General features: G+C 55.0%; 21 protein-coding genes and 2 pseudogenes. 13 read left to right on the top strand and 10 right to left on the bottom strand.

What is annotated here, in order from left to right:
• Positions 1-312 precede the first annotated feature (312 nt).
• The 3 genes from EXE48_RS12795 (at position 313) to EXE48_RS12785 (ending at position 1,786) form a co-directional block, all read left to right on the top strand.
• The gene (locus tag EXE48_RS12795; RefSeq protein WP_137711705.1) at positions 313-753 is read left to right on the top strand and encodes a DUF8030 family protein; all 441 of its coding nucleotides are present in this window, start codon (positions 313-315) and stop codon (positions 751-753) included.
• A 182-nt stretch (positions 754-935) separates the two neighbouring features.
• Entirely contained in the window at positions 936-1,481 is a 546-nt protein-coding gene (locus EXE48_RS12790; RefSeq protein ID WP_137711704.1) for a hypothetical protein, read from the top strand.
• A gap of 71 nt (positions 1,482-1,552) precedes the next feature.
• Positions 1,553-1,786 carry a DUF8069 family protein gene (locus tag EXE48_RS12785; RefSeq protein ID WP_137711703.1) on the top strand — a complete coding sequence of 78 codons (234 nt, stop codon included), beginning with the start codon at positions 1,553-1,555 and terminating at the stop codon, positions 1,784-1,786.
• A 765-nt stretch (positions 1,787-2,551) separates the two neighbouring features.
• Here EXE48_RS12785 and EXE48_RS12780 read toward each other — a convergent pair.
• Genes EXE48_RS12780 through EXE48_RS12770 form a run of 3 tightly spaced genes read right to left on the bottom strand, consistent with a single transcriptional unit; the run spans position 2,552 to position 8,272 of the window.
• On the bottom strand, positions 2,552-2,998 hold the full coding sequence (locus EXE48_RS12780) for a hypothetical protein (protein ID WP_137711702.1): 447 nt from the start codon (positions 2,996-2,998) through the stop codon (positions 2,552-2,554).
• Positions 2,992-7,389 carry a DEAD/DEAH box helicase gene (locus EXE48_RS12775; protein WP_137711701.1) on the bottom strand — a complete coding sequence of 1,466 codons (4,398 nt, stop codon included), beginning with the start codon at positions 7,387-7,389 and terminating at the stop codon, positions 2,992-2,994. The genes EXE48_RS12780 and EXE48_RS12775 overlap by 7 nt, the downstream gene beginning before the upstream one ends.
• 49 nt (positions 7,390-7,438) lie before the next feature.
• Entirely contained in the window at positions 7,439-8,272 is an 834-nt protein-coding gene (locus EXE48_RS12770) for a hypothetical protein (protein WP_137711700.1), read from the bottom strand.
• A gap of 260 nt (positions 8,273-8,532) precedes the next feature.
• On the opposite strand from EXE48_RS12770, the pseudogene EXE48_RS19080 reads away from it, so the two are divergent.
• The 3 genes and pseudogenes from EXE48_RS19080 to EXE48_RS12745 all read left to right on the top strand — a co-directional run.
• Positions 8,533-8,735: pseudogene (locus tag EXE48_RS19080) on the top strand (MarR family transcriptional regulator); the annotation flags it as partial.
• Positions 8,732-9,073 (top strand): annotated as a pseudogene (locus EXE48_RS12760) (PemK-like protein). The pseudogenes EXE48_RS19080 and EXE48_RS12760, both read left to right, overlap by 4 nt.
• Before the next feature lie 712 nt (positions 9,074-9,785).
• A complete protein-coding gene (locus tag EXE48_RS12745) occupies positions 9,786-10,652 on the top strand; it encodes a DNA-binding protein (RefSeq protein WP_137711699.1) in 867 nt (288 codons plus the stop codon).
• A gap of 181 nt (positions 10,653-10,833) precedes the next feature.
• Here the strand turns inward: EXE48_RS12745 and EXE48_RS12740 are convergent, their stop codons facing one another.
• The 5 genes from EXE48_RS12740 to EXE48_RS12720 form a co-directional block, all read right to left on the bottom strand.
• Positions 10,834-11,157 (bottom strand): hypothetical protein, encoded by a 324-nt coding sequence (locus EXE48_RS12740; protein WP_137711698.1) that lies wholly within the window; start codon positions 11,155-11,157, stop codon positions 10,834-10,836.
• A gap of 57 nt (positions 11,158-11,214) precedes the next feature.
• On the bottom strand, positions 11,215-11,853 hold the full coding sequence (locus EXE48_RS12735) for a hypothetical protein (RefSeq protein ID WP_241991994.1): 639 nt from the start codon (positions 11,851-11,853) through the stop codon (positions 11,215-11,217).
• 84 nt (positions 11,854-11,937) lie between these two features.
• Positions 11,938-13,641, bottom strand: a complete 1,704-nt coding sequence (locus EXE48_RS12730; RefSeq protein WP_137711697.1) for a hypothetical protein — start codon at positions 13,639-13,641, stop codon at positions 11,938-11,940.
• A gap of 132 nt (positions 13,642-13,773) precedes the next feature.
• Positions 13,774-14,592 carry a hypothetical protein gene (locus EXE48_RS12725; protein WP_137711696.1) on the bottom strand — a complete coding sequence of 273 codons (819 nt, stop codon included), beginning with the start codon at positions 14,590-14,592 and terminating at the stop codon, positions 13,774-13,776.
• Between the two features lie 102 nt (positions 14,593-14,694).
• The gene (locus EXE48_RS12720; RefSeq protein WP_137711695.1) at positions 14,695-15,144 is read right to left on the bottom strand and encodes a hypothetical protein; all 450 of its coding nucleotides are present in this window, start codon (positions 15,142-15,144) and stop codon (positions 14,695-14,697) included.
• 197 nt (positions 15,145-15,341) lie between these two features.
• Here EXE48_RS12720 and EXE48_RS12715 point away from each other — a divergent pair, with 197 nt between their 5' ends.
• From EXE48_RS12715 to EXE48_RS12700, 4 genes are all read left to right on the top strand, one after another.
• Positions 15,342-16,268 carry a transcription initiation factor IIB gene (locus tag EXE48_RS12715; protein ID WP_137711772.1) on the top strand — a complete coding sequence of 309 codons (927 nt, stop codon included), beginning with the start codon at positions 15,342-15,344 and terminating at the stop codon, positions 16,266-16,268.
• Between the two features lie 94 nt (positions 16,269-16,362).
• The gene (locus EXE48_RS12710) at positions 16,363-17,244 is read left to right on the top strand and encodes a biosurfactant protein 1 (RefSeq protein WP_137711771.1); all 882 of its coding nucleotides are present in this window, start codon (positions 16,363-16,365) and stop codon (positions 17,242-17,244) included.
• A 137-nt stretch (positions 17,245-17,381) separates the two neighbouring features.
• A complete protein-coding gene (locus tag EXE48_RS12705) occupies positions 17,382-17,570 on the top strand; it encodes a DUF8012 family protein (protein WP_137711694.1) in 189 nt (62 codons plus the stop codon).
• Between the two features lie 96 nt (positions 17,571-17,666).
• Positions 17,667-18,995: a hypothetical protein gene (locus EXE48_RS12700; protein WP_137711693.1), complete on the top strand. Its 1,329-nt coding sequence runs from the start codon at positions 17,667-17,669 to the stop codon at positions 18,993-18,995.
• 251 nt (positions 18,996-19,246) lie between these two features.
• Here the strand turns inward: EXE48_RS12700 and EXE48_RS12695 are convergent, their stop codons facing one another.
• Both EXE48_RS12695 and EXE48_RS12690 read right to left on the bottom strand, forming a co-directional pair.
• Positions 19,247-20,551, bottom strand: coding sequence for a GTPase (locus EXE48_RS12695; protein ID WP_137711692.1), 1,305 nt, complete (start codon positions 20,549-20,551; stop codon positions 19,247-19,249).
• 80 nt (positions 20,552-20,631) lie between these two features.
• On the bottom strand, positions 20,632-21,876 hold the full coding sequence (locus EXE48_RS12690; RefSeq protein WP_137711691.1) for a GTPase family protein: 1,245 nt from the start codon (positions 21,874-21,876) through the stop codon (positions 20,632-20,634).
• A gap of 170 nt (positions 21,877-22,046) precedes the next feature.
• On the opposite strand from EXE48_RS12690, the gene EXE48_RS12685 reads away from it, so the two are divergent.
• The 3 genes from EXE48_RS12685 to EXE48_RS12675 all read left to right on the top strand — a co-directional run bounded on the left by EXE48_RS12685 (position 22,047) and on the right by EXE48_RS12675 (position 23,839).
• On the top strand, positions 22,047-22,709 hold the full coding sequence (locus EXE48_RS12685) for a DUF6735 family protein (protein WP_137711690.1): 663 nt from the start codon (positions 22,047-22,049) through the stop codon (positions 22,707-22,709).
• Between the two features lie 37 nt (positions 22,710-22,746).
• The gene (locus EXE48_RS12680; protein WP_137711689.1) at positions 22,747-23,031 is read left to right on the top strand and encodes a DUF7967 family protein; all 285 of its coding nucleotides are present in this window, start codon (positions 22,747-22,749) and stop codon (positions 23,029-23,031) included.
• A 61-nt stretch (positions 23,032-23,092) separates the two neighbouring features.
• Complete coding sequence (locus tag EXE48_RS12675) at positions 23,093-23,839, top strand: helix-turn-helix domain-containing protein (protein ID WP_004048592.1); 747 nt, start codon at positions 23,093-23,095, stop codon at positions 23,837-23,839.
• Positions 23,840-23,878: the final 39 nt, after the last annotated feature.

The following is a 23,878-nucleotide window of genomic DNA, read 5'->3' as shown; positions in this document are numbered from 1 at the left end:
GAGCAATTTTTGTAACCACAGGGTTATTCCGGAACTCGTCGAGGTACTTTCTACGCCTTCAAATCGGCCCGACGAGGTTCTCCTTCGGTTTGAGGGCGTTATAGTGTCTTGTATATCGCGGTTTTCGTCCAAAGAAAGAGGCGATATGCAATGTGCGAAGGCCGCCGGCTCTCTCAGGCCGAGGGGCCATCACAGGGGTAGCGGACCTACGGAAGTATCAGATTTAGCGCATAGATTGAACGGGTGCGTTTTGGTGGGGTCTGTTGCCCCCGCGAGGGGGTGGCGGGGCGCATCACGTGCCCCCGATAGACGATGGCTTCGGACCAACGCAGCAAGACACGAGCAGCGGATCACGCAGGAACTACCCCCGACGATGAGGGGCCGTGGGCGGACCTCGAGATGGCGGTTCCGACCGACCGGGATCACGCGTCGGTCGTCGCCCTCGTGGAGTGTGCTCTCGTCGAGCTCACGCACGAGACCGTGGGCGCCGTCTTCACCGCCCACCAGGTCGGGCGGTCGACGCGGACGCAGTACGTCGCCGCCGACGACGTCGGCGAGCAGTTCCAGAAACGGCACTTCGACGACCGACTGGGCTGGCACGAGACCACCATCCCCCGACGAACCGTTCGCGACGAGCTCATCACTCAGCTCACGCGGTCGCCCCCGACGTCAACGGAGCGGTCAGGTGAGAGAGCAACCAGCGAGCCAGACACCTTCGTCGTGAAGCCAGTTCGAGAGCTCCGAACGCCGTAGCAGCTAGACTTAACCAACATTCTCGGTCGATACCGACACGGTGTTGGTTAACGCTGGGGGTGGATCCACTCCCTCGCCCCCACCCACCGCCCTGTACCTCGAGTGAATGTATCCTGGCGACCGGTCGACTCGAATGGTCGTCGCGACGGGTTTTATCGGGGCACTGTTCGTCGAGTGCGAGTATGGTCGTCGTCGAGGAGGTCACCAAACTGAGCGAGCGCCGTACCCAAACCTCGTCCGAGGTATTTCCGGACGATGCGCTGGCGTCGATTCGGTCGGCCGTCGAGGCCGTCCCAGCAAGCGTCTTCGACGGCTCGACGAAGCACACAGAGGTCGGCGGCTTCGATGCCGCGATCGCCGACAAGCTCTCGCAGTACGAGTACGAAGGGGACGCCGCCGGCGGTTACAACCCGAACTGCAAGCTCTGGTCGCATCAGGGGTTTAACTACAGCGTCGACCTCTACGACGCCGACACCCGCATCGCCATCGAGATCGAGAAGAGCGAGCGGAAGAACGTCAGCGACGACCTCCTCAAGTTCCAGAAGGGGTACCGCACCAAGAAGGACGGCCGGCCAAAGATCGAGTTCGGCTGTCTAGTGGTGCCGGTGAACTATCTCGGGCGGCATAACCTCTACCAGCACAGTCTGACCAAGCTCGACTTCATGAAGGGCGTCCTGTTCATCGACGATGTCGCCGTCATCGGCTATCGCGACCCGCGACCGGAGTGACGCTGTCACTCCTGACTGCTTATCGGCGCCATGAGGCGTGCAGCGCACAGGAGTGTGTGGCGTGATTCGCCATGACTGATTCCGAACTTTTCGACAACACACGTGTCGCTGCCGACCACGTTGAAACCCCGCAGCCCGGGCAGGACTACGATGCCTCTAACGTCTCGACGGCAGATGTCAACGATGCGATGGCTCGTAGCTTTGTCAGTGATCTCATTGACAATGGCATTGTCGTGCCTATTTCCGGTACCAGAGCGCTACTCCACAAACCGAGTCACACCGCCTTCGATTCAATCACCCAGTAGCTGTGGTTCCACCAGGAGTGGACGGCCGCTCACAACACCGACGAGGCAGCCGAGTAAACCCTACAGACCCCCCGTGGCTATGTCTTCTGTGACGCTCTTCCCCGGCACTGGAACGAGGAAACGCATACCTGTGGATTGGATGGGCGACACACTCAATACCGTCTGCACATACCCTCGCGGCAGTGACCGACTGCTACTTGCAGTTTCGATTTAACCAACGTATGCCCGGAGTTCCACGAATTGTTGGTTAAGGACAGATTCTTTCAGTGACTGCCTGTATCTGCAGATTGCTCGTCGTGTGAACAGCAGTGGATCAACGGCGATTGGATTTAGATAACCATTGTACTAGGGGGTTTTTGCTTCTATTAGGATAGATCTTGTACCCACGAAACTCGACGTCTCGTGTGTATATTCCAAAAATCGACAAGCATAACGTGGAACCCCAATGGCGTACCTGGAATCCAGATCCCACGGCAAACTCCCGGAGCCCCCTATCGTTGGATTCGACTGATTCTGTCCCGAAGATGCTCTTGGAGCTCGTCGTCACAGCAGTAGATGTAGCACCCCTACATACTTCGAGTAAGAAGCGTTCGATAGGTATACTTGATCAACTCGTCAGGAGGTCCCCTGCCTCATCGGGGTATTCTCGAGACATCTTCTTCATTGCGTGTACAGAAGAGTCCTGACTCGTATGCACTTTAGAGAATCAGTAAAGATTCCAGGCGTTACAATCAGATAATGCTGCGTTCTTCTTCCGCGCCTGACCTACAAAACGTCTTTTGGCATTCCAACGTACTCTTCAACACAATTTCTGATATCTCCGTCGTAGTCACATCGATTCGGGCTACCCTGATGTACCTCCTTGACAGAGACAGAACCAGACGCGAAAAAGACCTCGTCGTTCGTAACGACCATTTCTTCCGGAATAGGGTCGATTACCTCGATAATCTGGATACTGGCCGCTGTTCTATAGTCATAGAGACTTCCAGCGGTATTTGGCCCAACACAGATGGCGAAGTCAACGCTGGAATGGCTTTGAGGCAGATCACGAAAGAGCTCTGATGACCCCTGGGTGCGATCCAGTTTTGGGATGTCAACTTGCCGAATCTGAGGGAGAGCCAAAATCATCATAGTAAGCCCTTGCGCCCTGAGCTTCCGACTTACGTATGTTTCGAGCTTCCCTGGTATCGTATCGCACTCGATCGCTACCATTGGAGGAATAGCACCTCATCACCGCTCTCATCTAACCAAGCCCAGTACTGCCCACGGTTTTTGACTTCTTCCCAATGGTCCTCACGTGGGACTGCATCAACAATATATTGTTCTAACTGTTCCAGTATGCAGTAGCTCAATGCTTCCTCCTGAGGAACGCTGGAGAGGGTGCGATTCAGTTGTAAGTTGGCCGCACAACTGTCGATATCCGGCGATACAAACATCGACTTCAGCGACTGCTCCCCGAACTTCTCGAATAGCTCAGGGAACTCTTCCTGGATGTCTTCAGGAATTCGTATATCGCCGTTTGAGTCAGTACACTTACCCTGAACACGGGCAGATGCGATACTTTGCTTGAATTTCATTAACTCGCTAACAGGAGTTGAGTCGGTACTATTCGTGCTAATTCGCTTGACTGTAGACCAGACCTCCTCTGCAATCCGATTGATAGAGGTTGGATAGGAGATTCCAAGAGATTCAGAGACGATCTGCTGGATGATCTGCAGTTGATTGCCCTCTGTATCCCGTATTGGGAGTTCGTCGAAGTCAACTTCTTCGTAAATCCGCTCAACAACCAACTTATCCGCCCACAGCCGTTCGTTCAGTATCTGTGGGTTGTGGACTAGGCGGTAGAACGAATCAAGCACCAGCTCCGGTTTGTCCTCGACGTGATTAACGAATATATCAACGATTCCCTGCCCTCCCTCAGTTTGCTCGAAGACTTGAATTTCTTGGTTTTCAGAATCGTAGCCATACAACAAGAGACCGGGATCAACCCCGGCCACGTCTGAAACAAGGAGTTTCAGTAGGTGGGCAGCTGTGATGTGTGCAGCCTCAGTCCTAGAGACATCTGAGAATTCCTTGTAGGTCTCCGAGTTAATTTCCCCATCTTCCACCATGCGCACTGCTTCTGTCAATGCGTCCTCGGATTCCACTGCATCAAAGAAGGATCCGAGATCCCACCTCAGTGCCCGCGTATCCAACCGATACCCAAGTTTGGGATCCGAGCTCTCTATTACCCGAGAATACTGTTCGCGGTTCGGATGACTGCCGTATACCTCATTTCCTTCGATTTCATGTCTGATTTGAGGGGTTATGTCGAGTTCAATTCCCTCAATCCACGCTCTCGCGGATGTATCCTCTAGCCGGAGGCCATCGCCGTCATAAATCGGCTCTCCATCATCTGGTTCAACAGCAGTCTGGATATGAGGATCAGAATATATTTTACAGGGTGTGTATCTGTCCGATGGCAGTTCTTCCTCAGTGAGGATTTGCAGAGAGTCCTCATCAAACGGGTAGACTCCCTGTGCTTGCTCCATAGAGAGGTCTCGTACCCGGTCTAGCTTGATCCGATTTGGCATCCGGACATGTTCAATAGTTTCCCCGGGAATACTGGAGAATTTAAACTGAGGTCTGCCGTTTGCTTCGTCTAATGGCGGTTGGAATACATGGGCTTCCCCAATTTTTGCTTGATGCTCTGTTTTATACGGTATGTATTGGGAGAGGGCGGATGTCACCGCTTTTTCGGTGTGGTCCGGGTCTTCTCCGGGAGCATCTGGGGGCCGTTCAAGCGTGTAGTACTTCCCGGCATCGTCGAAGTAATTCGGTGGGACGTACCAAATCTGGGTGTGTTCCGGATTGAAATTCTCCTCAGGCAGGTCGCCGTCCGCTTCGGCGTACTCTGAATTCAACTGGAAGAGTGTCGATTCCTCCCGGACTTTCAAACATCGGTCAAAGTAGTATGCCGCCCGGAAGAGGTCCTTTACCGCCGTCAATTGTCCATGGGCATACCAGATGGCGCGGTAGGAATCGATATTCTCGAGTGCCCTGCGGAAATAGTAGATTTCTTTCCTTTTCTGAGCAAGTGTATCGAGCGTGTCTCCTTCAGTGACTGTGCTTAGTGTCTCAATCGAGTCGCGAAGTTGACTAATCTTGCCTCCCGGGTACTGCGTTTCACCGATCTCGCCACGTTTCATTTCGATGGCCCCCGTCACCTGGGCAAATACGGATATCGAATCTTCCACCCTTTCCTCACTAGGTGGGTCGAGTTGGACTTCTTTGATCGTAGATCGTAGTTCCCCTGACTCGTCTACGACGTCGGCAGGTAATTGATCGAGGAGGGAGAGTGCCTGCTCGGACATTCGATCGAGGAGGTCTTCGAGTGGATCCTGATTGAGCAGTATTTCACCGACATCTTCTTGGATATAATTCTCAATATCGCTAAGTCCACCTTCTATGTCTGCACGTTTCTCTCTTAGTTCGTCATCAATTTGGTCAAGATCTGCGCCATCGGTTAGTAGCGTTTCCGCATAAACTTGGATGCCGAATAATTCGTCGAGCGTAGTCCCCGGTCTGAGAAGCAGGTCCACGAAGCGATTCCAGCCCAAGACAGTAGCGAAATAGTCCTGGATGAGGTAATGTTCGTTACTAGGGTGGTTCCAGTTGTCCCCCTCCTCGTATCTATGGCCTCTAGACTCGTAGTAATCCGAGCTTTGGAAGTCTGAGAGCGTTTGATAGTATTCATAGAACCTATCGTGGATCCAGGAGATGATGTCGTTCTCCGGTCGAATTGGCGTAGTGACTTCGCCTTCAACAAACCGGTCGGCACGGTAATGGAAATTCGAATCCCCTCTGTCTGAGAGATGTACGAATACGTGGCCAGAACTCCCACTTTCCCTCGCCGCGCGGCCAGCCCGCTGCTTAAAAGTCGTTACATTTTCTGGGGGCCGATACTGTGAGATGAAGTGGAGGTTTGAGATATCAATACCCACCTCGAGGAAATTCGTCCCGTGGATGATATCCGCATTATCAATATCAGACACCGTAGCGTCCGAACCGGAATAAACTGGAAGCGGATTATCGAGGGCATCGGGTGTATCCAGGAATTCATGACCAGTCCGGTTTGCAAGGGTTCGCCAATTGCCACTCTCCTTTTGTGCATGGTATCGCCAGAGCTGGCGGTTTTTATCGGCGTTTTCGAATTGCTGGGTGAGACGGTGGATCTGACTCTTACTTTGAATGAAGGAGAGGAGTTTTCGACGCTCACCTTCATCAGGATCTAACCGTTTGAGATCTCGTGATCTACTGGTATCCCCACTTCCTGGTGCTGGTTCGATTAACGAGCGACCCAGCATCATTGCATGCTGAAGATACTGGGATGCCACTCCTGGATCAGCTTCAGAATCCGATAAGAGAAAGTAATAATGAAGGGCATCATCATTAGCATCAGCAATATCTTCGTGATACGGTTCAAGTCCTGAAACAGCGGACGGGCCGGCAGAGAATTCGGAATTTGTGTCTATCGCATTCTCAGTAAATCCGAAAAGCTTTGCTGCGAAAGCCTCTGGATTATCAACAGTGGCGCTGGCGCCAACGTAAACCGCATTTTTATCCCGTATTCTTCGAAGGTTTCGGATGATTTGTGCCGCATGGCTGCCACGAAGTCCCTGGTATTGGTGGATTTCGTCAAAAACAAAATACTCAGCCTCAGTTACAATATCGTAATGGGGTTTAGCAGCTAAGATTTCCAGCGATTCCAGAGTAGTGAGCAGAATATCTGGCCGGTCATGATCACCACCCTTGATATCGTCACGATTGAGCACGAGCTCCTTGTCGAGAAATCGTACCCCTTGTCCTGTCTGCCGATATTCCTCGTCATAAATCTCATATCCAGGATCCGTCCTGGGAAGTGTCCGTCGAGAAACATAGAACGTTGATTCTTGGTCCTTCCAGTGGCTTGCCGCCAAGAGCTCTGGAGGGTCGGTGTCTGAGTTTACGAAGCTCTTACCACTTTCGACGACATCCTCTCTTGAGTATGGTTGGCTCCCCATCCAAGCGCCTACAGAAATATTGTCTGCGTCGTCGAGGTCGTTATTGATTCGGTGAACAGATTTGAGAATACGACCCAACTGGTCTTTCAGAAGTGCTCTACTAGGATATACAACAATAGTTCGAGAGCCGTCCTGGTAGGCGGCATTAAGCAGGGTGGGGCCTAAGAATGATGCAGTTTTCCCGAACCCAGTCGGGGCGGAGATAACCGCAGCTCGATCCTCGCTTCTGTTCTCATCGACGATAGTGTCTCGATAGTCAGTCAGCGTCCGCCAGCTTTCCAATTGAAATCGTGAAAGGGAGTCACCGTGACCAAGGATATCCAGAATTCGTTCTGCGTCCGCAAACAAAAGTTCGTCTGGGAAATCATTTAGCTCTCTGAATTGCGGCCTTGGTCGGTCCTCTTTGTCGTAGGCTATCGAGGAGGCGGTGTAATTTCCAGGGTCATCAGCCCCCTCGAGGTCGAAGATTTGGTTGTTGTGTATCGTTGCCCGGAGGATTTCTTTGACATCGTCTGAGACGTCAAGAGAGGAGAGATTTGAGTTCCGGTCGACGTGTCTCACGCTATAATTTCCCTGAAGTAGCCATCTGTGTTATATGTACTGGGTTCAGTCAGGAATTGATTAATTCATTCGCACTTTGATGGTATGTCTCTCGGCTTTGAATGAACTCTTCATAGGGGCGACCCGTCTCAAAGGCGTTCTCCAGGTTGGTCTGATCTACTGCTGGAAACACATAATCAAAGACTCGTTCAGAATGCGTGCTTCCAGTTGGATCACTGTAGTATAGATTGGCTCTCATACGGTAGTGTGAAATGCCGTGGACAATCTTCTCGGTCGGGTCAGTGGAGTCCGATTCATCGTCACCCCCATCTCGTGGTGGAGCACTTCCACTCCTACTCAGAATTCCGACAGCAGAGTTGAACACGTATGTGTCATCACCGTGGCCACTCGCACATAATGGAAGCCACCCCAGAAACCGACGCCAACGTTTGTATATCCCATTCGGGATTATGTTGGGGTTCGTATTCAGGGACAATTCGAGAACGTACTTCTTGTCCTCACCCGGCCCCAACTTTGTACCGTAGATCTCTTTCCACTGGTGATCTGCTTCATCCTCATTATTTTGCTGGATCTGCTGGCTAGTAAGCCGGGTTTCGGTTAAAGAAGACTGCTTCGGCAACCGTTTTTTCGCCCACAGAACGAACCGTGAACGGATTGAACCAGGCTTTCGCACGTCGATTGGCTGAAGAGTCGTCCGTACATGCATTCCAGTCGCACTGCCACGTCCATAGTTTTCCGTGTCAATCAGCAGCTCATTTCCTTGTTTGACGCGAAAACCTTCGGCATGTATAATCGGTCGCTGTTCGAGCTTTTTCAGTTGATTTTGATTTCGATAAACCTGCAAAAGAAGACCTGAAATCACCACAGAAATGACGGCAGCCACGGCTTGGACCTCCGTGGAAGACATCGAAGTGAATGCTTGTCTTAAGAGTGCCCAAATCTCGGCAAACCAAGCAATAACTGAAGATATGCTCGGGAACAATGCATTCAGAGGCAGCAAGAGCGCACTAGGAGCCATCAAATTGACAGTGATCCACTTCTCCAGACATGTAAATAAACACTGTGGAAGAAGCCACCAACCGCTGAGGTAAAAGCCAGTTCCAGAAGTTAGAACAAAAATTCGCCACCTCGAGTAGACTGTAGACCGACGCTATCAGCGCGATCCTCTCGCGCCTGAAGGAACGTGGGGTCGTGCGACACAAACGCCCGCACTGGGTGATCACTGACGACGAAGACCGGCTCCAATCCGCGTATCCTCTCCACCGCCACCAGGAACAGCCGACGAACAGTACGGCGAAGAGCACCTCAAAGACCTCCGTACTGATGAGATGGAGGGCGTGCAGTGACGGCGTTCAAAGACCTAGAACATGGGGACCTCGTCTGGGCGAGCAAGCCGATCTCGGAAAACGGTCGCCCGATGCTCGTGCTAGAGACTCCCCAATTCCCGGCCCACGACGTGCAACTCATCACGGTCCTCATCTCCACGAAGACCGATCACGAGGCGTCACACACATTCCGAGACGACGACTACGCGGGCGACCCAGTCGGGGAACGAAGTCACGTCCTTCCATAGTCGCTTGCGACGCTCACCAGTCCTGCAGACGTCGACCGCTATCTCACCTCACTCGTCGACAACCGCATCGAGCACGTGGCGAGCCGGTTTATTGACTACATCTCCGCCTGAGAGCCGCCGCTTATCGTAGCAACCATCACCCCGTCAGTACGTCCTGTGTCAGTTGATTCTCTACTGGTAACGGCACGTGACGCCAGCAAGGCATCGAGAACCTAATCGCCGGCGACAGCTGACTGATTGCTAGTCTGATTAGGGTGGAGAGAACACTCCAAAAGCCCTCGGCCGCTCGACGTCCCGCGACCACCGCTGCGCGCTTCGTCCCTGCGATGCTTGCGGGGTCAGGGGACAGCCGAGGCGGCCTCGCCCTTTCTGAGTCCGCCAGACCGGTAGATGGCACTCCGGCCGACGAGGTTGGCTGAACAGGAGCGTACGTGACGGCCCGCCCCGCTCGCCGCTGCCGCCCTCCGCGTCGCTCGCGACCGACCATTCCGGGCATGCGGGCGCTCTCCGCACCACCCGCGCCCGTTCCGGGCTAAAGTGCATGTGCCCTCGGCGCCAGCGGGTAAGCGCGAGGGGTTGCGCGGTGTAGCTGCTCACCCCCCACGCTTACTCCGCTGGCCGCTCGCTCCGGGCGGGTCGGCGCGCGGTGCTGGTTGGGGCCACCTCATACAGGCGCGCTCTCGCTCGCGCCCGGTAGGGCGCTCGCGAAGGCGCGAGCGAGAGCGCGCAGATGGTTCTGTCGGTCGTTGTCGTCGGAAAACCGCGATGTAGGAGCATCGCGGTGTCGGCGCGTGAGCGCCTTCACAGGTACGGTGAGTACCCAATGTCTAGTACCAACTCGAGTCGCAAGGTCGTTACGGTCGATGAACAGGCATTCGAAAAAGCGGACGGTCAGGCGGTCGATGAAGACGGCTTCCCGGTCGTCGACGAGACGCCGGAGTTCCAGGCCGCGGTCGAGCAGGAAACGCAGGCGAAAGTGGATGCGAACCACCCGGACGGGATCGCGGACACGAGCGAGGACCGAATTGACGGAGTCACCCTCGAACAGGAAGAGCGCATTCGGGCGCGGGAAGCCGAACTGGAGCGCATCAGTGCCCAAGCCGAGCTGGGAACCCAGGACGGTCGCGAACAGCGCACGCGAGAGGTCGTCAGCGAGCAGTGTGGTCGTGACGAGCCGGCGCCGACGGAGCGCACGGATCCCCGAGAGAAGCTGACGCAAGAGGAACTCGCGGAGGTCAACGAGCAAGCAATGCGGATCAGCGACGAGGTGAAGGGCGGCTGGTCGAGAGCGGTCGTCGCGAAGCAGCTGGCCGATAAGGTGCAGCGCGGTCGGGACGTCACAAAGGCGGTGCTGGAGACCCTCGAGGAGTTGAAGGCGGCGCCGGGGGCGATCGTGCCCATCGCGGACGTGCCGGACGTCCCGGTCGGTGAGGTGACGGTCGAAGGAACCATCGAGACGCTCTGGGAGCCTTCATCGACGAGCATCCAACAAGTGGGCCTGATAGCGGATGACAGCGGGAAAATCAAGTTCACCGTTTGGAACAAGAGTAACCAGACGGTCGTGCAGGAAGGCGAAACGGTCCGGTTCCGGGCGGCAGCCAAGAACTGGTATGAAGGCCGGTGCTCAATCGCGCTGACCGGGTGGTCCCGGATCGAGTTCCCGGAGCGCGGTCGGTGGTGGGAAGCATAGCCAGTCGAGGCAGCCCTCTTTTTTGCTGTGTGCCGGACCGGCCCAGACCCCACCGCCCCACCCACCGCTCCGTGCTCGCTTCGCTGCGCGCGCAGCCACGACCTTCGTAACCAGCCAATCACGTCAAAACTCGTCCATGCTCCGACAGTCAAGGAGATGAATTCGGAGGGATTGTTGTGGTTCAGTCCGTGTTTTGGTACAGCCGGAGGCCGCTGACAGCGCACCCGAGGAAGGCAATTCCTTCCCAGACTAGAATCTCGATTAGGCCAGTGGTGACAGCTCGCCGCACAGAGGTAATTCCCCAGAGAGCGGTGGTTCGGCGTAGACTTATCGCTCCCACTGTTTTGATGGCTTCTACCGGTGAGACACCGAGGAGTGCTGATCCGGCGAGGGCGAGTACTACGAGAAGAGCTAATTGCTGGCGACCGAACTGGAAGAAGTTACCGACGGCACTACTAAGATAGGTGTTGATGACGTATCGAATTGTCCCGAGGACACCCACCATTCCTTACCTGTTCCCTTTCAGACGGAGTCGCATAAATTCTCTCACGGATGTAGGGTTCTATTGGCCGCCGATCCCTCGCTTACGTGCGATCCAGAGAATCAGTGGTTCGGGCGGGTACTGAATTCGGAGGCGGATATTGTGAAGGAGTCCAGCATCGGATTCTTCCTTGATCTCGTCGAGTACGGATCGATACTGTGATCGTCCGATCTTGGAGATAGCAAAGAGTTCGGCCAGTGTCTCATCGATCCAGCAAACGGCTACGAACGGAAGTATGGCGGCGATAGTGATCCCGATCCCTATGATCAGGTAGGCAGGCAGCATCACCGTGGAGGGTGCGAACTGGAAAGCTACAACGAGTGTGCGTGGTAAGGCCATTATCCCAGCGAGGAAGAGCAGGCCGAACGTTAGGTAGAATGTCCAGAATAGGGCCCTCCCAATGAATCCCATCTGGTCGTGGCCAACCTCATGGAGGAAAACGTAGTCGACGACATCTTCTGAGAAGTCCTCCTTGGCTTGCTCGTTCATCAGGAGGGTGCCGAGCGGAGAGTAGTCTCCCATCCGTTTGCTCTCGTCGTGGAACCAGTACACGGTCCGTGAGATCCCGCTGGCAGAGTATTCTCCGGTGTCGGTAACTCCACCCCGGTTCTTTGCGTAGAGTCGAGTCAGCCCGGACTGTATTTTCCCGAACACGGCCACGTAGCACCGTCTTGGCAAATATATATGAGAAGCTTGTATTTAAGCGAACTGACGGTGATGGTCACCGGATTCCTGAGCCTTTGGTTACGGGAGCGGACCACCGTTGACGTAGAGATATTTACATGGATGGCCGAATTTCGCTACGAAGGGGGTAGGTCTGAGCTGGTAGCCGATCCGGAGGATGTCTACTATTGGCATGACGGCGTTGATGTGGTGGTCCTGTCCTATTCGGAGGTGACCGTGCGCTGTCCGGTTTCTCATGTTGCCGTCGGCGGTTTCTCCGGTTTTCTCGTTGTACGCGTACTCGATGTATTCCTGAAATTCTTCTCCTGCGTGGGTGTCGATCTGGGAGATGAGTGGTGTGAGTGTTCTTGTGCCGGTGCCGCCGTCCATTTGCCGGACGACGTCGTCTCCGAGATCGTTCAGGAGTTCGTAGAGGGTTGATTCGAGTCGGGGGATGCTAATGTGGATGGAGGCGGCATATTCTTTGTCGAAAAGGTGGTTGACGGCATCCGTAAGGTACCAGATGGTGTGGTTTGAAAGCCCGGAGATCATGTTCAGTAGACGGAAGAAGTCCCGTTCTCGAAGCCATCCTTCTTCGATCAGTCTAATGACCGCTCCGGAGATCACTACATGGGATTGGAGTAGGTCTTGAGCGTAGTCCTGAGTGATGTCGTCGTCAGGACCGACCTGAGTGAGGTGGCCTGACAGCTGCGGGTGAAGGTTATCTACGTGATCGATTAGCGAGAAGTGCTCCGGGTCCTGTTCTCCGAACGGTGGGAGCAGCTCGAACTCGTTTACAAGCCAGTAGAGTGCCTTCGTAGGGTCGTCGTGGACTGCGATATTTTTGAAGATATCCTGAAGAGTTTCTGACTGTGCTTTCAGCGTTCCTGGGGCTGCTTTCTGGATTTTCTTCCCGGAGTTCTTCAGCTCTCGTCCGCCTTCCCTGATCGAGTCCTGCATCTCGTTCTTCCACTCCACCTTCTCATCGTCGTCCAGCGTTTCAGATACGATCGGGTCACGAAGAGCCTCGTCGATTATATTGCCTTTCAGCAAGGCGTCTCGCTCGCCTTGTGTTTCGACGTATCGCCAGTATTCTTCCGTGTATCTCCGTTTGAGGCCGGCGTCGTCGATATCGAGTGCTCTTCCGATCTCGATGGCTTTTCCCAGGAAATCGCGGCAGGCGTTCTGGTCGGTGACATTCTCCCCCAGTTCGTGGTCTTCCTGTCTATACCGGTTCGCACGGACGATACAAATCACAAAGAGCCGTTGGAGTAGACCTCGGTCGAAGGATTTGTCAGGGTCCGTGTGTTCGAGTACGAGGTCTATCGTTTCCTCGAATCCGGTTCTCGTGCCTTTCTCCTCTTCGTAGTATCTGTCGTCTAAGAAGTCGACGGCGGTGGAGAGTTCAGACGAGTTGTCGTGAGATAGTTTGGCTTGGAGGGCGACCAGTTCCTGAAGAGATCTGACGATGACCGAATCGTGCTCCTCCCTTAGTCCCTGCTGAAGAGATTTGCTGAGGAGATGTTTCGCGGCTCGTGCGTGGTCGTAAGATCCATTGTTGATCTTCCACTGGCGCAGGGCTTCGATTGCTGCTATCAGAGGGTGGAAATGGGATATCGGCCCTAAGTTTTCTGAGATCTTCTCGTTCGCTGTCTCTGGGTTATCATCGATGAACCTGATAAAGATCTCTAAGTCGGAGGTGAAGCTAAAGGCTTCTCTGGGTTCTTCTTCAGCCTTCTCCCAATGTTCCTGTATAGTCTCTGTAGAAGGCACGTAGACGTACATCAGTGCTTGATTTTCATTATATCTTCCGTAGGTGTTAACCACCTGACTCCGGGTTCGCGTTTTCCTTGGGAATGATATGATTCCTCAGGAAATTAGATTTTCCTTATTGGTTCAACCAGCAAGTGGACCCGCTTATGCAGTTCCGTTCAGCGACATAAATAACACACTCCAGAAGTACAGAGCGTATGTTACTACTGTCATAAATATTATCAGCCCGACAGAATAGGACGAGAGGCTGACGGTATTGAGGAGGCGTAGATCCATCGCTCGAACTGTGTTGAATGTCGTCAAGTATCCTCGGAGCTCTGGAACGGTATTCTCTAGCCGACCGATTCTGTCCCAGAGTGCATCCCTTGAGTCTTTGTAGGAGTTTGCGGCGATTGCGAAGGCAAGCATCACTATTGACGCCAGCATCACTATTGCTGGTATCGCTTTGGAAGATGTCTCTGTTGTGAGGATTCCAGCGAATAATGCTATTGCACCGAGTGCGAAGTACGTTGTCCGGAGCAGCAGTTTGTCACGGTACTGTGCCTCAGATACTAGTGACTGGTATTCTACTCGGAGTGTGTCCAAGTCAGGATCCTGATTGTATTCGATCTTTGTCGGCGGTTCCACAGGATTATAATCTGGAGCCCACTTCCCTGACTGTGGAAGGCCGATAATAGTATCCAGTTCAGTTTCCCCGATCTCCCACTGGTAGAATCCGATATCGTCGCGTGTCTCAGAGTGATGGATAACGCCGATCACTAGCCAGACAAGGGGAAGTAGTAGACAAATCAAGGCCCCTATGATTTGTAGCGTAGAGTCTGGAAATGTCCAGTTCACAGCTTTGAGGATGGCAGGGATGGCGTAGATTCCCAACACAACAGGTATCTTGAGTATCTGAAGCCCGCTGTGCTTCGGGTCTCGCGGGCGTATAGGATACTGATCTGGATTGTCTTCTGTCCCCATATATCCGATATGCTGCTTAGTTCTTAGGCTAATGTCGTAAAACGTGGGAATATGGTATGGGCAAGGAATCAGCTGATGAATATAGGCGTCTTGAGACCGCTGTTACAACTCTTCATAGTATACTTTCCCAGATTCTCTGATCTGCTCCACTTCGTCGTCCTCGATCGAACTCTGTGGGATATAGCTCCACACTTCGACATCGTCCATCAGGCCACCGTAGTGGTCGACGTAGTATTCGGCGAGACTTTTGTCGTCGCTGTCTCTGAAGTCGTCTTGTATCACTATCATTTTCCGTTCTGCTTCCACGCGACTCAGAAACAGGAGGGTCTCGTTCAGAGTGGATATCTTGGCAGGAGGGATATCTTCGCCATTTACCCAAGTGTAGCTCTTACATTCGATGACGATCTCTCCATCTTTCGAGACGGAATCAAATTTATGGACTTGTTCTTGACCGACTCGCCATTCTTTCTCCCGGATGAAACTCCGTCCGAAATACTGCTCAAAGTAGCGTTTTACCCGGTCTTCGAATGTTCTCCAGTCGACCCGCTCCATAGAGCTATCTCAAATACCCTGAAACAATAAAGTGGCATATATCTTGAGTAGCAGACTGCTTGCTGTATACAGTGTCTCGGGTGGAAGGAGCTCTTCTGCGCCTGATATAGGCACTTCAGTCCCGCGTAGAGTCTATTGTCCCCTCAATGGGTGAGGGGCACGCCGAACTGGCGGGTTCCCGAAACACGGTGAGAACGATGGCAACTAGAGACATCTACGAAACTGGCTTCGACGAAGACGTCCGAACGGAATCGAGTGCGAACCAGTGTCCCGAGTGCGACGGCCGAGTCACCACGAACGCGGTCGAAACAGTCTGCGAGGACTGTGGCCTGGTCATCGACGAACAGCGTATCGATCACGGGCCGGAGTGGCAGGCGTACGACGACGAGGAGTGTGAACGAACGGGCGCTCCACTCACTGCCGCCCGGCACGATCGCGGCCTGTCGACAGAGATCGGTCGAGGCACCGACGCGAAGGGGAACGAACTCTCTGAGCAGAAGCGACGGCGACTCGCGCGGATGCGCCGTGAGCAGACTCGGGGTCGCTGGCGGTCGAAAGCGGAACGGAATCTCGCCCACGGGCTGGGCGAGGTGCGTCGGTTGGCGAGTGCCCTCGAGCTCTCCGATTCGGTCCGCGACCAAGCGTGCCAGCTCTTCCGGAGCGCCCAGAACGAGGATCTGCTTCGTGGCAGATCCATCGAGGCCATCGCCGCGGCCAGCGTCTACGGGGCCTGCCGGTGCAACGGCCTCTCGCGGTTAGTGGACGACGTCAGCGAGATGGCCCGCGTCGCGGAGTCACGGGTCACGAACGCGTACAAAACGGTGAACGAAGAGCTGGGCCTCCCCGCTGAGCCCGTCTCACCTAGCATGTTCGTGCCGCGCCTCGCCTCGGACCTCGAGTGTCCGGACGAGATCCGACAGCGGGCCCGAACCCTCGCGGAGGAGGCCGAGGAGCGCGGCGTAACGACGGGCGTCCATCCGGCTGGGTTCGCAGCGGCCTGTCTCTACAAGGCCGGTCGCGAGGAGGGGCGATGGCTGACGCAATCCGAGGCCGCGGACGTGGCGAACGCCTCGAAGGCGACTGTTCGGGCACACCGGAATACGTTGGAGGAACAGGTCACCTGAGGCAGTCCACTGTCTCTCTGTCTGTACTTCACATCGTTCTATCCACGCTACGATTTAAACACGAAGACGAGCCATGTTCTCTGTAGACTGCTCTATGAACGGTCGTTACTCCGACTTTGAGGAACTGCGGCCGACCGGCGAGGCGTCCCACATTCCGGACACGAGGCTGGACGACGGCTGTGAGGGTGCCTCCCGGCGGCAACGCGTCGCGACGAGCTCTGGTGGCTACCCTGATGCGCGGACGGCAACCGACGGCGAGTGCCGGTCCTGTGGGGCGTCAGTCCCAGACGGCCAGATGAAATGCCGGTTCTGTCTCACCAACCATCTCGGGAGTGACGCCACTAGCACGAACGAGGCAGCGTCGACAACGTTCCTCGGCATCGTCCACCTGATCGTCGAGTCGACCACGTTCTACGGCGCCGTCGCGAAGGGAGGTGCCGCGGCGAACCTCCTCTCTGCCAACGAGGCGGAGCCGGCCATCGACGACTACACGCTCATCTACGATCTCGACGAGGCGCCAGCGCGCCAGCTGGCCGAGCAATGGTCCTCACTCCCCGACGCGGTACAGGTGGCGTCAGGGGAGGGAGAGCGGCTTCTCAGTGCCGCCCGTGACCGGACTGGGTGGCACGGGCAGGGAGCGTCGGAACGTCAGGAACAGGCCCCGACGCGGCTCTACGACCAGCGTGGGGACGGCATCCGCGACGCGTCGCGTCTCGACGCGGTCCTCGACGACGCCGAGGACGCGGTGTGGCTGGTTCCAGCGATGGCGCTGACCGAATCCGCTGGCGAAGCTGCGGCTGCTCGCCAAGCGTCGTCGGTACCGACGACGCAGGAACTCGACTGTCAAACCTGTGGACGGGCGACCGACCATCGGTTCAAGACCCACGAGTCGGTCCCGGATGAGACGTGGACGGGGCAACCGATCTGGGAGTGCCGGGTGTGTGGCTCGGCTCGCTACGGACCCAGCCTCGAGTAGCCCTAGTGCTTGGCGTCGATTAACCAACAGCCTGCGAGAATCTTCGAGGTTCGTTGGTTAAGGCCGTAATCTCCTGCAAGTCCGACGCCAGTCTTGATGGGGGTCTTTCCGCGCCGGCGAGCGGTGAGGCGCTTCCGATGGAGCAAGAGTTCAAACAAGGGTACCGGATGCATCGTATACTCAGCAATCTCAACCGACTCGACGTCGACCGATTGGACGATGCGGATCGTGAGCGAGTCGAGACCGCGAGAAACCTCCTGGAAGAGGTGAGCCTTCTCACGCGGCCGGGCGACGGAGCCGGGGCGGACGCCCACGCAGACTCCTAACTGGAGTCGTCGGCCACGTCACTATGGGGCCAAACAGTAGTGTTCTCGGCTTCTCTGTTGACCGGGAATTAAGAGAGCACGCCGTGGAGCCGACATATGAACAACGTTCCTGATATCCAGAAATTTCTCCGTCGCTATCACGAGAGACAGAGCTACGTAGCATCCCAGAACGTTCCCAGTGAGGGTGATCGTCCGGTTGCTACTGTGAGAGACACCCAACGTGCAACTGGACAGGACCCCGATGAGCACGTTATTCCAGCACCAGCTTACGAATACCGGCTTAATACGGACGCCAGCCCGTCTGCTAACGAGATTAGAATCGATAAGAACATTCATCTTATCGAACGATACTGGGATGCCTTAGTTAACCAGTACGGCCTCGACGGCCTGGTCACCTATGTACCATTCCATGAGGATCCAGGAGCGTACGGCATATACATCAGCCAGCGCGGGATCCGATACCTCGGCCATCTTCTGTACAACTGGAGCAAGGTCTTCGGACCAGCCAGCGGTACACTCCCGACAACTTCCCCGGAAACGCCGGTACAGGACAGTTACCTGATCGCTGGCTCGCGTCTCCGTAACAAGTCAGCTGCATTTGACTCGCTTGAGGATGCGTTCGATTTCGCATACGAAATCCTTCGGCGATACGCATGGTTTCACCATCAGACGGAACTGCTCGCATCTTACCTCGAAGATGCACAGAGTGAGCTTTGCTACCCGTCCTATCAGCAGCACTATCGGGAAACCGCTGCGCCCGAAGCAGACCTCAGTCAAGCCGTCGGGCACCTGTATGTGGCGAGTAGTCGTGCCTGTCAGAATGCGGCACCGACCGAGCTGTTTCAGCCACTACTCGAACGGGCACTACGAGCGTTTGAGCCACCGACAGATGAACTCTCACTGACAGCGTCAGACGGATTCGAGCAGGGTCGACGAGAACTGTCCCAGAGACTCCGCGACGAGTTCAGGTCGACTACCGTTTCAGCCCCAATTGAGCTGAGTAATCGACTCCCATTCTCGACGAATATTGACCGCGCAATTCCCGACCAAATCGCCATATACATCACGAGGCGTGAATCGGACCCGGATGATGGCTCCTTTGCGAACCGGCCTGGAGTCATCTCTCTTAGTAACCAAACAACGTACGCTATTGAGGAGTCATCCACATATGAGAAAAAATACAATAACAGCCCGGAACTCCAAGATCGGCTTGACAACCGTGTTGAGCAAATCCGCGAATCGTTCGAGACACAAGACTGGAAGGGCGTGGCTGATGGACCGGACGAGAAACGCTATATCGATGTGACTGGATCCGTCCGGCTCGTTGTGTCCGTTGACGAGGACGAGCAGTCTATTGAGCTACTTGACTTCGGAGATCGAATGAAAATCCCACCGAAATATGGACTTCATAAGTCACAGAACTAACCGGTGAACCTGCCGTTACAGACACCTGCTGATATAGTGGCTTCAAAGCCTGGACGTCAGCCGACGAGGAGCGGAGACACTACGAGAGCGCCAGCCAGCGATACAAAGTTGGCAACTTAGGATAGTAGCCCTCTCGGAGGTACCACCGACCAACCGTCCATCAATCATACATCGTTGCCAGCCGATTCTCGCGGCATAGTGAACCAGTACGTCGAATTAATCGAGAGCCGAACTACAAGACTGACAATCGTCTACGACATTACGTCTTTGATGATTTCTTTGCCGTCAGAGGTAAACTTCGACGGAGCAACAGACTCTCCATCGAAGAAATAAGCCTCCGCCGAACGGCCGATTGCATACGTCCCTCCTCCGGCAATCACTGCGTTGAGAGCCTGTCCAGGACCCGGGAATACCCCTGATGCTGCCCCAGCAAACTTCCGAAGCGTGAACCCGGCGCCACCTACCACTCCGAGCTCAGCGAAGTACTCCATAGCGGTATCCTTGCTGAATTCTTGGCAAGATAACGATCCGATCAGCATAACGAGATACACCTGTAGTGGAGTGAGAATCGCAATATCGGAAATACCAGACATATCCGCCGCAGCAATCGTGCCACCAAGTGCCGATAATTTCCTCGTCCGTTCGCGGGCGATCTTTCGCATAAGTCTGTCACGACGCTGCGCCTGTGCGAACTGTAACACTGCTTCTTCAGGCATACAGTCTCCAATCAGTTCAGAAAGTGTGTCAACGTTCCAGTATGGCTCCTCTTTTAGGTAAGTAGGAAAGACGCCAATATCGTCCAAGTCTTCAATTTCTTCTGGCCCTTGCTGTTGTATTTCGTCTCTTGAGTAGAACAAGTAACCGCGAACCGGCGCATTTTGATCAAAGGGTTCTCGAGTCGCTCCGTTCCGCATCCTAGCGATGAAATCAAGATTGTCGGTAATCGTACTCGTCAGTGCTGGGTTCTCCTCTGGTGGCCAGGAATCTCCCGGAGACAAGTGACTGTCGACCTTGTTCAAGCAATATACGATAGGGGGGAACCCAGGGATGTTTTTTCGTAAATCCTCGTCTATCGTATTGAAGTCCTGTTCCCCAGCTCGTGCCTGATCCGGTGTCATAACATGGATGATGATATCCGGATCGTACTGTTCAAGATCCTGTTTTACTTTCTCAACTGTCCCATCTGGCAGTTCTTCGCCAGCGGGTGTACTTTCAAAGAGTCCACGAGAGTCGACGACATCCCAGTTGGCGTGCCGATCTGGGAATTGAATATGGTATTTTTCCGAGTCGACAGTTTCTGGCTCCACAGCACCCACATCGGCCTCTTTTTTATTTGCGAGAGCATTAATGAGGGATGACTTGCCCGCCCCAGACCGTCCAAGAATGAATAACCGAGGCGGGCGTGAATCACTGATCAGGGTGTCAAAATCTCCGACGAGATGCTCAAAGAGCTCATCTTGGACCTGCTGTTTCTTTTTATCATCGACAGGAGCAAGATCGATAGCCATCTCAAGCCGCTTTCGTAAGTTGGCGTATTTCTCCGTATCAACAGCCATGAGACAAATACCCGCGGGCGGCGTTATGAATGTATCCCGAAAATTCAGACTCGCTGTATCCGCAAAAACACTGCGGGTGGTTACTCCCCTGTGAAATACGCCTTTGCTTCGGACATGAATTCTTCCGGCTCAACGACTTCATCGTCAAAGAAGTACACTTCGGCTGCCCGTCCAACGCAGTACATATTGTTCCGGATATAACTCACATCCTCTTTAAAAACCCCAGTGAGAGTGTCAACTGCGACTCTGGAAGTCGTCGAAAGCATATTTCGAACCGACATACTCCCGGTGTCAATAAATTCGTCAACAGCGTCAGCACTGAGTTCACGTCCCGAGAATGACGCAATGAGTGCGATGAGATAGGATTCAAACCCAGTTACGATCGGTACATTCGGGTTGACAATGAGTTTCCGAGGAATATGGTTCACTGCGTTCGCAACGGCTATCGTTTGCTTTCGAGCGAGACGTCGCATAATTCGCTCACGGCGTTGTGCCTGAGCGAACTGGAGTACCGCCTCGTCTGGTAGGTACTCACAAAAGATCTCTGCGAGTGTTGTAATATTCCAATACGGTTCTTCTTTAAGATACGTTGGGAACGCACCAATAATTTCATCCGAATCGTATATCCGCCCTCGGGCTGGTTCATCCTCATCATATTCACAGTAATCAGATACCGACAGAATATTTGTTACCAACGCGAGCATCTCGGTGATCTGCTGTTGAAGAGTCGTATTCCGCCCGGGTGGCCAGTCTCCACCTGGCGTAAGGAAGGTATCTACCTTATTGAGACACATAACGCGTGGAGGCAACCCGCCTATGATTGAGTTGTCCAATTTCTCTACGACGTGGAAATCGTCTTTGCCAGCCCTCACCTGCTCGGGCGTCATAACGTGCAAAAGGATGTCCGGATTGTGTTCTACCAGGTCCGCTTCAAGTTTCTCGACTGTTTCCACAGGGATCTCTCCATCTGCTGGAACACTTTCGAAAAGCCCTCGCGAGTCAACGACTTCCCACGTTGCATTTCGATCCGGAAAGGGAATTTCATAGGCCGACGACGAAACTGTGGTTGGCTCAAATGCTCCAACGTCTGCAACCTGCCTATTGGCGAGTGCGTTGATTAAGGAGGATTTGCCAGCCCCAGAGCGGCCAAATACGTACAGTTTCGGAGAGCGCGACTCAAGAATGATTTCGGAGACATCATCAATCAACAAATCCTCGCAGTATTCTACGACCGTCTCAGCATCCTCCTTCGAGCCAATGCTGGGATCTATGAGATCCTTAAATAGATCAGAGAGATCCTCATATTGGTCCGGGTTGACCGCCATACACAATCGGCGAAAGCGTGGGATGAAGAATGTATGCCTAATCGTTCTTGAGACGTTCGACCCTCCAAGCAGACCTCGGTTCCCCGACCCGATCGACGAGTAGAGTTGTTCGTCCCCCGGGAGGGGTGCGGGGCGATCCAGTCGCGGTCGCCCCGTGAGGTGATTGCTCGATGGGACACCGCGCACTCGTTGCGTACGAACGCACCGACGGACAGTACACGCTCCACTACAGCCATTGGGGCGCAGCGAACCTGAAGCTCAAGCAACGAATCTCGGCTGAGTCGCCGTTCGGTGGCGAAGACACCGACTCCAAGTGGGCGAAACAGCTGCTGGCGGAACTGGCCGATGGCCTCGAGGCAGATGCGGTCGACGGCTACCTCGCTGGCGAGGATCGACCGTCGACGGTCGTCGAGCCGAAACCCCGCGCCACCGGGCTCACCCTCGACGAGATCGTCGCGGACCATCTCGACTACCTCCACCACGAGGCGTTCTTCGTGGTGTCGACGACGTTCGAGGTGACCGCCTATCGGACGCTGTGGTTCGGGCTCCAGTACGACTCGGAGACGGTCGAACAGGGAGAGACAGTCGGGAACGGCGCGCTCGCGACGGTGCGCTGGTACGACGGCGAGCCGGTCGGCGACGGCCACCTGCAGGGCCAGTTCGCGGCCCTCAAAGACGTCGTCGGCAATATGCTCGACAAGGGCGTCTTCACGCCGTCGACGGCGAGACAGTACCTGAAACGGAAGCTGGCCGAGCGAGTCGGAGACCGACAAGACCTGCTCATTCCGACCGGAGAATCACCCTTCGAGACAGCGAGTCTCGGCAAGTCGTAACACCAATCCCTTAGTGGATATCGGGGGATGTCTAAGTATGTCAAATCAGTCTGAAGATGACGTTCGTGTTTGGCTTGTCGAACGGACGTACTCCGATGACGAACAGAACCTGATCATCCTCACCTACGCAACACCCGATGGAGAACAGTACTATCGGAAGGAACGCGCACTCACGTCCTTCACCGACGTCCGAGATACGACAGCAGCAGTCGATGCTGAACCCGGCAATCTTGGCATGGTCGATGACCCCGACCTCCAGGAGCAATACGCGGCCGAAGCACAGCGAATACAGGAAGTTCACGACCCTGACGACGTAATCTGAGGTCTACTGGTCGACAACGCTGCAGGCCATGGGTTATGTCGTAGCAGGCCTTAGACGGGGTATGCGCGAACTCGTCTTCGCTCTCGAATACGAGCCCGGCTGTAACAGGGTGGCTGACGCTCTCGCCGACCACTCCGACGCCCGCGTCCGCTCGCTCTCGCTGCACGCCACTGCCGAACGTCTCTGGCGGGTCGACCATGCTACCGGAACTCCTGAGGCGCTCGACGCTATCGAGGACGCCTTTCTCACCGGCGACTACTACGCCGACTGTCTGGCGACTGAGGATTGCGGCGCCACACAGACCACCCGCGTCCTCGACCGCACGGACGACGCGCTCATCCTCTACTCAGATTGGGAGCGCACTCCGACCTGCGCCTCAGTCCCCCACATCGCTCGCGACCACCTCGGCGACGGCGTGCTGTTCGAGACTCGTCACGAGGGCCGCCACTACACGTGGCGACTCATCCACTCCGGTGAGGGCGACATGGCGGCGTTCTTCGACGCTCTCAAAGTCGCCGTCGGGGAGTGCGCCCAGATGGAGATGCTCCGCACAGCGGACACAACATCAGCTAGGGGACGCGACGGGACACCGAGCGGCCTCCCGCCAGCCCAGGAGGCCGCGCTTCAGGCCGCGGTCGAACACGGCTACTACGAATCACCCCGTGAGGTCGACGTCGGCGAGCTCGCCGAGCATCTCGACGTGCCACGGTCAACACTCACCTACCGACTCCGTCGGGCGGAAGAACATTTGGCGAAGCAACATGTCGCCGGCGAGCGGGTAGCGGAAGAACGGCTGGCATCCCACTGAATGGCGTAGTTGGAATATTCCAATAAAGACATATCGAAC

The organism is Halorubrum sp. ASP1 (genome assembly GCF_005435135.1).
In the GTDB taxonomy this organism is placed as follows: Archaea; Halobacteriota; Halobacteria; order Halobacteriales; family Haloferacaceae; genus Halorubrum; species Halorubrum tropicale.
Note: the sequence above shows the minus strand (reverse complement) of the source record. Positions and strands in the feature narration are given on the sequence as shown.